Source organism: Candidatus Hikarchaeum yamanae, assembly GCF_009889665.1.
GTDB lineage: Archaea > Halobacteriota > Halobacteria > Halobacteriales > Hikarchaeaceae > Hikarchaeum > Hikarchaeum yamanae.
This window is the reverse complement of the sequence record NZ_WTZR01000013.1, coordinates 22,531-31,446: the sequence shown is the minus strand read 5'-3', so window position 1 is coordinate 31,446 and position 8,916 is coordinate 22,531. Positions and strand designations below refer to the sequence as shown.

Here is an 8,916-nt window from a genome sequence, read left to right as displayed (position 1 = left end):
AACATAGATGATGTCAGTCCAGAGGTAATAGGAAATCTCTATGAAGTATTAGTAGAAGAAGGGGCAAGAGATGTCACAGTTATTCCAGCCATGATGAAAAAATCTAGACCGGGGCATATTGTTAAGGTTGTTGTCAAGCCTGAAAATGCAGACCGTGTTGCACAGAGACTAGCCGAGGAAACAGGTACATTGGGAATTAGAGAGTCTCCGGGGACACATAGATGGATAGCAAGTCGAAAAATGGAACAGATTTCAGTGGAAATAGAAGATAAAACATATGCAATTGCTATTAAAATTGCATCTGGAAAGGAAGGGAAAGTTTACAACATAAGTGCAGAGTATGAAGACGCGGCTAAGGTTGCTCGTGAAGTTAATTGGCCGGTTAGAAGAATAATTGGGTTGGTTGAAGAGAAAGCTAGAGAAAAATGGATGCAATAAATTCATCGGAGTTTTTTTCACCAGGGGAAAGATACGAAGTTATGTGGATAGAAAACTTTCAACAGGGTGCATTCCAATAGATGACCTACTAGGAGGAGGCATCGATATGGGGTCTATTACGCAAGTATATGGCTCCCCTGCTGCGGGGAAGACAAACATTGCACTTAGTGCTGCGGCTCAGACTGTAGCAGAAAATAAGAAGGTTGTTTATATTGATACAGAGGGGATATCTATCGATCGGTTTCATCAACTGGCGAGGAATAAAGGAGACCCTTATGAATTGGGAGAAAATTTAATAATTTCAGAGGTACATAATTTCGAAGAACAGTCTGCTGCTATCAAAAAGGTGGGCGGTTTTGCAGCAGAGGTAGATCTTATTGTTCTTGATAGTGCCACCGGGTTTTATCGACTTGAACAAGCCGAAAGAGCAGATGGAGGAGCTCTTCGAACACTAGCGCGTCAGATGATATCGCTGTTGTCGTTGGCTAGGAGGTTCGATCTTGCGGTGATTGTAACAAACCAAGTGTATACGCATCCAGAAACCAACCAGATTAGGCCATTAGGTGGAAATTTACTACCTCACTGGAATGGGACCGTCCTTAGGCTTGATAGATTTAAAGGAGGGAATAGAAAGATTACAATCGAGAAACATAGATCTAGGCCAGCGGGGGAGAATACCATGTTTGTGATCAAAGAGGATGGTTTGGTTGGGGGGGATGGATGGCAGATAGTAAACTAATACAATAATTCTTCGTTGTTAGTTACCATATACAACGTTCTCGCTGCGATATTTACAGCGTGGTCACCTACACGTTCTATGTCGCGTATTGTTAACAAAAATCGTTGTACATCAGACATCAGATCATCTAAAGTATCAAGGGGCGTGTCACCCTCGAATTTGGTTTCTATGAGCGATTTGACGACAAATTGATTGGCAATTCGACACAAACTATCGACTTCTGCATCTCTATTTGAAATTTCGAAACATGTGTCTGAATCTTGGTTTTCGTACGCCTTCATAGAGTCAGCTAGCATCGTGTGAACGAGATTTCCGAGAGAACTTATATCTACATCTGGGAAGATGTCTCCCCGACCATCTAGAGTATAGTCACCTAGGTTGACTGCGAGATCTGCGATTCGTTCTAGATCGGTGATGATTTTAAAAGAAGATGCTATCAATCTTAGATCTCCTGCAACGGGTTGTTGTAGTGCAAGTAGATTGACACACTGAGATTCCAAATCAAGATACATATCATTGATTTCATCGTCACCAAAAATGACAAGCTTTGCCAGGCTGATATCATTTTTGATGAGAGCATTGAGTCCCATTTCAAGCCGCTCTAGAACAAGATCCGCCATGTCGAGGACGCCCGTCTTAAGTTGTTTAAGTCCATCTTGGTAGGTCTCACGTGCCATGATTAAGGTAATGAGTTCATGATAAATTAAAGTTATCCAAATTTACCAGTAATATAATCTTCTACTTGTTGATTATGTGGATTTTCGAATATGGTTTTGGTGTCGTCGAACTCTATTAAGTTTCCTCCGGTAAGGAAAACTGCAGTTTTATCGGATATTCTAGCTGCTTGCTGCATATTGTGAGTAACGATCACAACAGTGTAATCCTTGGTTAGTTCTTGGATTAAATCTTCAATTTGAGATGTTGCAATGGGGTCAAGTGCGCTTGCGGGTTCGTCCATGAGGATTACCTCTGGATCTACTGCGATTGTTCTAGCGATGCAAAGTCGTTGTTGTTGCCCACCCGAAAGTCCTGTTGCCTTTTCATCCAATCGGTCAGAAACCTCTTTCCAAAGTGCAGCTCTCTTAAGTGCGGATTCGACGATTTCATCCATGTTGTCAGTTTTGCCTTGGATTCTTAGACCATATGCGACGTTATCATATATGGATTTGGGGAAGGGATTTGGAGATTGGAAAACCATACCGACCAAGCGGCGGAGGAGAACAGGATCTACTTCTTCGGAATAAATATTAGTACCACCTAGGAAAAGATTACCTTCAACCGATACTCCTGGAATGAGATCATTCATTCTGTTGATGCATCGAAGAAAGGTTGATTTTCCACAGCCAGAAGGTCCAATAATAGCAGTTACTTTTTTAAGGGGGATATCAACGGTTACATCTTCTATTGCTATTTTTGATCCATATTTGACTGTGAGGTTTTGACTAGAGATAATACTATTACCAGATACTGGTTTTTTGGGGTCGCTATTGGTAGATTTTGATTTTGACAATGGCATGTGAAATTATTCCTTTGGATTATTTGTCTTTTCGGTATTTGTTCCTCAAAATGATAGCAATACCGTTCATCGATAGTAACACGAATAGTAGCAAGATAATACCGGCTGCAGCGACCCCTCCACGGAGATCGGGTTTGGCGGAGAACGCCCAATGGAAAACTTGTAAGGGCATGGCGCTGACTTTGCTATCAAAACCCGTTGGTGCCTTAAATACAGTAGTAGCGGCCCCAATCATTAGCAGAGGTGCAGTTTCACCAAGAGCGCGACTCATTGATAATATAGTTCCAGTAAGGATACCTCCAACGGACATGGGGAGTACAACATTTCGGATGGTTTGCCATTTGGTGGCCCCAAGTCCATAAGAGGCCAGTCTTACAGCTTCTGGTACTGTTCGAATTGCCTCTTGAGATGCGATTATAACAATCGGTAGGATCAAAAGAGAAAGTGTCATCGAAGAAACAATTACAGTCCCGAATCCCATTCCAAGGAGATTTACAAACAATGCCAATCCGAGCAGGCCATAAACAACTGAAGGGACTCCAGCAAGATTAGATATATTAATTCTGACCAACCTGGTTAAACTTCCTAGAGGTCCGGTTTTAGGAGCATATTCTTCTAGATAAATTGCAGCTCCGACTCCGAAAATTAAGGATAGAATTCCGACTAAAATAACGATGAGAATGGAACCGATGAGTGCGGGGTAAAGACCTGCTTCTGCAGGGAATCTTGAGGGAGGACTAGTTATAAATTGAAGATCTAACCAAGGGGTAGGGTGGGCAGCTCCTATACTAGTTGCCACGATACGTGCTATGAAGATAGTTGCAATCAAAAAGAGGGGAAAAAGAAGACCGAATTTGTTCTGTTCGGATGAAAATAGAAGTGTAGAGGCATACAAAAATATTGGAATTAGGATTGTTAAAAAATAGAGTACAGAGGTAGTCGGGGGAATTTCGGTGAAAGTATTTGTGAAGAGTCCAACTATAATTGAAAATAAAACGACGGAAATTGCAAGATGATTCCTATGGGACTTTAGAGGGGTAGTTTTTAAGAAGTGTCGGGAAAGAAGTGCAACTGGAGGTCCAAATATCCAGACAAAAATTAGCCAGTCTGCAGGGTAGTAAGGGATAAGTTTCCATAAGAAATTAGATAGAAATGTGCCCATAATCATCACGGCGAGGGGGGAAAAACTCAGATATACTGATTGTTTTTGGTGAGATCGTGCATAGAACCAAACTATTGATGTTGGTAGTACTGTGAACGTGAAATAAAGGAATGCGATTTGTGGATCTAAGAGTATGAAAATTACTAGAAGGAGGGTTCCAAACAGAGTTCCACCCACAAGTATTCCAACTGCACGTGTGGCAACTTTTCCGACTGCCGGATTTCTCTTGCAATACCAACTAAAAGCGAGGAGTGGTGAGAGGACTATGAGAATATAACAGAGGTACCAGGACAGATCTGCTGTTTTGAGGCCCAATGCATTGAAAAGAGCAGTTGCTAATAATAGTGCTAGAGAAAGGATTCCAACAATGGATGCCACAAAAGCCAGATAGTGGAAGAGAACCTCTCTTGAAAAAATAGAAGAACTGCTTTGTTTTCGTTTTATGTCGAATTTGGTAGTTTCCATTTAGTAACTCTCCCTGTATCGTTCAGTGATGAAGTTGCTTATTGCATTCATTAGGAGGGTAACAAAGAATAGAGTTATACCAATTGCAAAGAGGCTGTTATAAGCTACTGAACTACCTACGAGATCACTTTGGGCTAATTGGACCATAGCTGCAGTCATAGTTTGTCCAGTCTCTAGTAGAAAGTCTGCTGGGTGAACATACGGGATAGGACCGATATATCGAACCTCGGGTAGAGTGGGGTGGAGTCCCATAGCAACAGTTACAATCATGGTTTCCCCAATTGCGCGAGAAATAGCTAGGATATAAGATGCCACAATTCCAGACAAAGCTGCAGGAATAACAATACTAGTAGAGACGTCGAATTTGGTCGCTCCGAGTCCAAATCCAGCTTGTCTAAGAGAATCGGGGACGGCACTCATGGCATCCTCGGAGATGGAGGAAACCATAGGTATGATCATGATTCCAACCATTAACGATGCAGAAAGTGCATTGAAAGGACTAATTGAGGGGAAGAGCATACGGAGTGCAGGTGTAACATAAGCTAGGGCGAAAAATCCATAAACGACAGTGGGGACTCCTGCGAGAATCTCTAGTAGTGGTTTGAGTATAGAGTGAGTGCGTTTGTCTGCATATTCACTGAGATAAACTGCAGTTAAGGTTCCGATAGGAACTGCCACTAAAGCTGCCATGAAAGTCACTACAAGAGTCCCAAATAAGAGAGGCAATATCCCATATTCTTTAGGGGGAATTACAGGACTCCAATTGGAACTAGTAAGAAACTTGAGAGGACTATACTGACTGAAAAAGACTATAGCGTCTTCGAAAAGGAAATAAATTATCCCAATTGTCGTGAAGATTGTAAGAATTGCAAGGATGAAAAATATGTTTGCATAAATACTCTCAAAAATTCTACGAGTTTTGAAATGAGAAGTTGATGAAAATGAGTCCATGTAGTCTTTGGGTTCGGGGATCATAGTTTTGGTGATTAAATTAGTGCATTTAAAGCTGCCAACTCTTTTGTAATAGTCTCTTTTGTATTTGGCACATACCCAACTTCTTCTGCTACGATCTGCTCATTTGCGCTTTGTTCAATGCAATATTTTGCAAATTCTGCGACGTGTTTTTCTGCGAGTTTTTCGGAGGACACGTATGTAAATAGAGGTCTGGAAAGGGGTTTGTATTTTCCATTTTTTGCTGCGTCGAGAGTGGGTGCAACAGGTCCATTCCCACCATCTATTTTTAATGCCTTGATTGTGTCGGGATTGTTGTAATAGTGTGAGAATCCCAGATATCCTATTGCGTATTTGTTTCCTTCGATTCCTGCAATAATGATATGGTCTTCTTCGGTTGGTTGGTAATTAGTGGTGTGAGTAGCTCCGTTTTCTCCTATGATCACTTCGTTGAAGTAATCAAACGTGCCAGAGGTGTCTGCTGCACCGTATCGATCGATTTTCTCATCTGGCCAAGATGGGTTTACATCAGACCACTTTTCTGCTGCGTTTTGATCCCAGATTGATTTGAGTTCTGCGACAGTCATGCTATCGACCCAATCGGCGTTTTTGTTGACAATAATAGTTAATGCATCAGTTGCAAGCCTAATTTCATGGGGAGTCACACCGTTTCCTTTGCAGAGATCAATTTCGGAATTTTTGATGGGCCTACTCGCGTTACTAAAGTGAGTCTGACCTAGACAAAAAAAGTTTTTGAATCCGCCACCACTTCCAGTTGATTGGATTGTAATAGTGACATCGGAATGTTGTTTTTGGAATTCTTCTGCCATAGCCGTCATTAGTGGGAAGACTGTAGAACTCCCTGCGATATTTATTTCTCCAAAAAGTTTTTCTTTCGAAGCTCTGGTTGAGGGATTAGATTTCCGAGTTTCATTGACACATCCTGATACGGAAAGGAGACCTAATGTGCTATATGTGGCTAGAAAATTTCGCCGAGAGTAAAAATTTTCCAATACCATTATCTACTATAAATAGAAATTGGGTTAAATAAAGAACTATTTTGAGTATATTGAAGTATTAATTAATATATAGATAGATATACAAAAGGATTGAAAGAGTCCCATAGTATCGAAAAAAGCAAATATAATAAATATATAGAATGGCATATCTGACAGCGAATGTTCTTAATTTAGATATGGATGAATTAAATAAATAAGGTAAATATATATATAATAATGTATGTAGATAAAAGTAGCAGATGACCACTAATGTAGATCGAAGAAAGGTTCAGCGAACGGGAGGATCAACTTACACGGTTTCGTTGCCAAAGGGCTGGGCGGTTGATAATAAAATTACTGCAGGATCTGTGTTAACATTTTATCCAGAAGGGAATTCGATCGTGGTGACTACCGAAAATGAGGACGAACGAAGTGAGGGATCTATAAAAGTAAGTAAAATGGATAATGGGGAGATAACTCGGGCAATTTTTTCCATGTATGTCAGTGGTTTTGAGGTGATCAAACTAGAATCAGAGGGGATTACGCTCGAGCAAAGGCGTGCGATTCGAGATGCAACGAGGCAGCTTGTTGGAGTAGAGATAGTGGAAGAAACATCGAAATGTATTAAATTGCAAGATCTGCTGGATAATTCAGAAATGTCCATAAGGGGGACAGTTCAAAGGATGCAAAGTATGATTCTTTCCATGCTTTCTGACTCTATGGCAGCGCTGATGGGGAATGATTTCGAGCTGGCAGAGGATGTCATTGAAAGGGACAATGATGTTGATAGACTTTGGTTCGTTGTGTCAAGAGCGTTCAGAACTGCGCTCATGAGTCCAACAAAAATGAAAGATTTAGGAATGGAAAGGTTGGATTGTTTTGATTACCACACTTGTGCAGAACAATTAGAGAGAATAGGAGATCATGCGGTGAAAATTAGTTATATGAAAAAAGAAATTCAGGAGATTCCAGAGGGGCTTGGTGAGGATTTGAATAGACTATATGGTCTGGCAAATGAGATAATTGTTCTTTCGGTAGAAGCAATGCACATAGAAGATACAAAAAAGGGATGGGATATGGCAAATGAAGCTCGGACTCGAGTGGTGGAGATGGAAAGAATGATGCTTGGGATGGTAAATTCGATGATAGAGTTTATAGAATCGAAAACATTGTCCCCAATTGATGCTCAGAAGATAGGATTGATTGCAGATTCGATGTCTCGATGTGCAGATTATGGGGGAAATATTGCAGAAATAGTGCTCCAAAAAAATAGCCCACGTCCAGAATTTTAGTCTGTAGGATAACGCTATGTCAAAAGTATTATCAGAACGAATTGTTTTTACCAGTAGTTTGACAAATATCCTGTGAAGATGAGTTATAAGTACGAAAAAGTAGAAGTTCCTAGCAGCGGGTCTAGGATTGAGAAAGGAAAAGATAACGCAGATGATCTCATTGTTCCAGACGACCCCATAATTCCAATTATATATGGAGATGGGATTGGAGTGGATGTGGGTCCTGCAACTCAACAAGTATTACAAGCTGCTGCAGAAGCAACAGGTAGAAAAATTAATTGGATGGAAGTTCATGCGGGCGAAAGTGCGAGTGAACTGTATGATGGAAATATTTTACCAGAAGACACTTTGGCGGCGATTCGAGAATTTAGAGTTGCTATAAAAGGGCCGCTTACAACACCAGTTGGATCTGGATTCAGGAGTCTAAACGTTGCGTTAAGGAAGATTCTCGATCTATACGCATGCGTTCGTCCAGTGTATCACTTGAAGGGAGTACCATCCCCAGTTAAGCATCCAGAGAAAATGGACATGGTGATATTTAGAGAAAATACAGAAGATATATACGCAGGTATAGAATGGGAAGCTGGCACTCCAGAAGTAGAGAAGATTAAAAGATTTATTGAAGAGGAAATGGGAGTCAAAGGTGCCATGCACGAAGGTCCGATTGGAATTGGTATAAAACCGATTACAGAATTTGGAACAAAGAGGCTCGTAAAGAAAGCTATTGATTATGCGATTGAGAGAAACAGAAAATCTGTAACATTTGTGCATAAAGGAAATATCATGAAATATACAGAGGCGGCGTTTGCGAAGTGGGGATATGAGTTAGCAGAAGAATATGGAGATCAGATCATAGCAGAAAATACATTATGGGAAGAGAGAGAAGGAGAAGTCCCAGAGGGTTCGGTGGTAATAAATGACAGAATTGCAGATAATATGCTGCAACAAGTATTGACAAGAACAGATGAATATGATGTCCTAGCAGTTCCGAACTTAAATGGAGATTATCTTTCAGATGCTTGTGCGGCCCAAGTTGGTGGTTTGGGTATTGCCCCAGGGGCAAATATCGGAGATGGGATGATACTTGCAGAACCAACTCACGGATCTGCACCGAAATATGTAGGTCAAAATAAAGTTAACCCCACTGCCATGATTTTGTCTGGAAGAATTATGTTAGAATATATGGGATGGCACGATGCAGCGGATTTAGTAAAAGATGCACTAGAAGCACAAATTGCTTCGAAAGAAGTAACGTATGATTTTGAAAGGCAGATGACAGGTGCAACAAAGGTTTCGACTACAGATTATACAGAAGGGATCGTGAAGAAGATACAAGATTCAGCTTAAGAATTTAA

9 protein-coding genes are annotated in these 8,916 nt (G+C 40.8%); 4 read left to right on the top strand and 5 right to left on the bottom strand.

Translation table 11 applies throughout. The annotated features are described in order from the left end of the window. Both larC and radB read left to right on the top strand, forming a co-directional pair. The coding region (gene larC, locus ACM9H2_RS05555; protein ID WP_415489051.1) for a nickel insertion protein at nucleotides 1-438 on the top strand (438 nt) is incomplete at its 5' end. A 43-nt stretch (nucleotides 439-481) separates the two neighbouring features. Then, nucleotides 482-1,177 carry a DNA repair and recombination protein RadB gene (radB, locus tag ACM9H2_RS05550; RefSeq protein ID WP_415489049.1) on the top strand — a complete coding sequence of 232 codons (696 nt, stop codon included), beginning with the start codon at nucleotides 482-484 and terminating at the stop codon, nucleotides 1,175-1,177. Here radB and phoU read toward each other — a convergent pair. Genes phoU through ACM9H2_RS05525 form a run of 5 tightly spaced genes read right to left on the bottom strand, consistent with a single transcriptional unit; the run spans nucleotide 1,174 to nucleotide 6,290 of the window. Then, nucleotides 1,174-1,854, bottom strand: a complete 681-nt coding sequence (phoU, locus tag ACM9H2_RS05545) for a phosphate signaling complex protein PhoU (protein WP_415489047.1) — start codon at nucleotides 1,852-1,854, stop codon at nucleotides 1,174-1,176. The two genes, radB and phoU, sit on opposite strands and share 4 nt — an antisense overlap. A gap of 32 nt (nucleotides 1,855-1,886) precedes the next feature. Then, nucleotides 1,887-2,693, bottom strand: a complete 807-nt coding sequence (gene pstB, locus ACM9H2_RS05540) for a phosphate ABC transporter ATP-binding protein PstB (protein WP_415489045.1) — start codon at nucleotides 2,691-2,693, stop codon at nucleotides 1,887-1,889. 19 nt (nucleotides 2,694-2,712) lie between these two features. Beyond that, nucleotides 2,713-4,320 (bottom strand): phosphate ABC transporter permease PstA, encoded by a 1,608-nt coding sequence (pstA, locus tag ACM9H2_RS05535; protein ID WP_415489044.1) that lies wholly within the window; start codon nucleotides 4,318-4,320, stop codon nucleotides 2,713-2,715. Beyond that, on the bottom strand, nucleotides 4,321-5,271 hold the full coding sequence (pstC, locus tag ACM9H2_RS05530) for a phosphate ABC transporter permease subunit PstC (RefSeq protein ID WP_415489055.1): 951 nt from the start codon (nucleotides 5,269-5,271) through the stop codon (nucleotides 4,321-4,323). Between the two features lie 35 nt (nucleotides 5,272-5,306). Next, the gene (locus ACM9H2_RS05525; protein WP_415489042.1) at nucleotides 5,307-6,290 is read right to left on the bottom strand and encodes a PstS family phosphate ABC transporter substrate-binding protein; all 984 of its coding nucleotides are present in this window, start codon (nucleotides 6,288-6,290) and stop codon (nucleotides 5,307-5,309) included. A gap of 239 nt (nucleotides 6,291-6,529) precedes the next feature. Here ACM9H2_RS05525 and ACM9H2_RS05520 point away from each other — a divergent pair, with 239 nt between their 5' ends. Both ACM9H2_RS05520 and icd read left to right on the top strand, forming a co-directional pair. After that, nucleotides 6,530-7,561 carry a PhoU domain-containing protein gene (locus tag ACM9H2_RS05520; RefSeq protein WP_415489040.1) on the top strand — a complete coding sequence of 344 codons (1,032 nt, stop codon included), beginning with the start codon at nucleotides 6,530-6,532 and terminating at the stop codon, nucleotides 7,559-7,561. A gap of 78 nt (nucleotides 7,562-7,639) precedes the next feature. Then, nucleotides 7,640-8,908: an isocitrate dehydrogenase (NADP(+)) gene (icd, locus tag ACM9H2_RS05515; protein ID WP_415489038.1), complete on the top strand. Its 1,269-nt coding sequence runs from the start codon at nucleotides 7,640-7,642 to the stop codon at nucleotides 8,906-8,908. Nucleotides 8,909-8,916 lie beyond the last annotated feature (8 nt).